2 protein-coding genes are annotated in these 953 nt (G+C 52.3%); both read left to right on the top strand.

The features are described from left to right. A partial coding sequence (locus GBM95_RS12840) for a hypothetical protein (protein ID WP_226963318.1) occupies window positions 1–209 on the top strand: 209 nt, incomplete at its 5' end. Window positions 210–578: 369 nt separating this feature from the next. Further along, window positions 579–833 (top strand): hypothetical protein, encoded by a 255-nt coding sequence (locus GBM95_RS11825; RefSeq protein WP_152159270.1) that lies wholly within the window; start codon window positions 579–581, stop codon window positions 831–833. Window positions 834–953 lie beyond the last annotated feature (120 nt).

The raw sequence follows: 953 nt of genomic DNA, 5'->3' as shown, positions 1-953 counted from the left end.
CACGGCACTTTCGAAAATCGCGTCGACGCTCCCTGCGCGAGCATTGCATCAGCGGCACAACGGAAAAAATGAAGATTTTTCCGGAAGACTCACGGGAGCGCTACTTTCATGTCTTCTTTAACCCCATGAAGATGGCGACGGAGCGGCGCGATATAGAAAACGCGCTGACGCAGATGCAGAAGAACTTTCGACCAGTGGGTCGGCCGTGAAGTGGAGTTCGGATCCCCGCATACAGATTACTTCCAGTGTCACTACGACGAAAAAGGCCGCTTCCTTTTTGCCGAAGAGAAGAAGAGCATCATCGAGCATGCTTATTCGAGATGCGGATATTTCTGCATCATTACCTCCGAGAAAATGAGCGCCAGAGACGCTTATCTGCAGTACCGAGGCCGCGACGCCTCAGAGCAAGCTCTTCAGCGCAGACAAATCATTCCTGGGCAGCAAGGAGCATGCGGGTACACTCCGCAGAAGCCGTAAGAGCCAAGATTTTTATTGAATTTATTGCTCTCATTATTCGACAGAGGCTCTACAACCTCCTGAAGGATGAGATGCTCCGCCTGCCGACAAAGAGGAACTACATGACGGTTCCTGCGGCGATCCGGGAACTGGAGAAAATCGAGCTGGTGAGAATCAATGACGGCAGATATCAGCTTGACCACGCAATCACGAGGACGCAGGAAATCATCCTGAAATCCTTTGGCATGACGAAGGACAAGGTTATGTCGCAGGCCGCCGCCATCTCTGCCGCGCTTGCCGGAAAGAAAGACAGCATGGAGGACGTCGAGGATCTGGAACCGATTGGCGAGGAGGAGAATGAAGATGCCGAAGCGTAAGTCGCTGGCTTCGATTGAGAAGCAGATCAAACTGACTCAGCAGCGGTTGCTGAAGGTCAAAACACGTTACGAGAAGCTCGGGGTAAAGCTCATCGAACTCAACAAGGAAAAGACGCTGCG

Source organism: Sutterella seckii (genome assembly GCF_009183815.1).
In the GTDB taxonomy this organism is placed as follows: domain Bacteria; phylum Pseudomonadota; class Gammaproteobacteria; order Burkholderiales; family Burkholderiaceae_F; genus Sutterella; species Sutterella seckii.
Note: the sequence above shows the minus strand (reverse complement) of the source record. Positions and strands in the feature narration are given on the sequence as shown.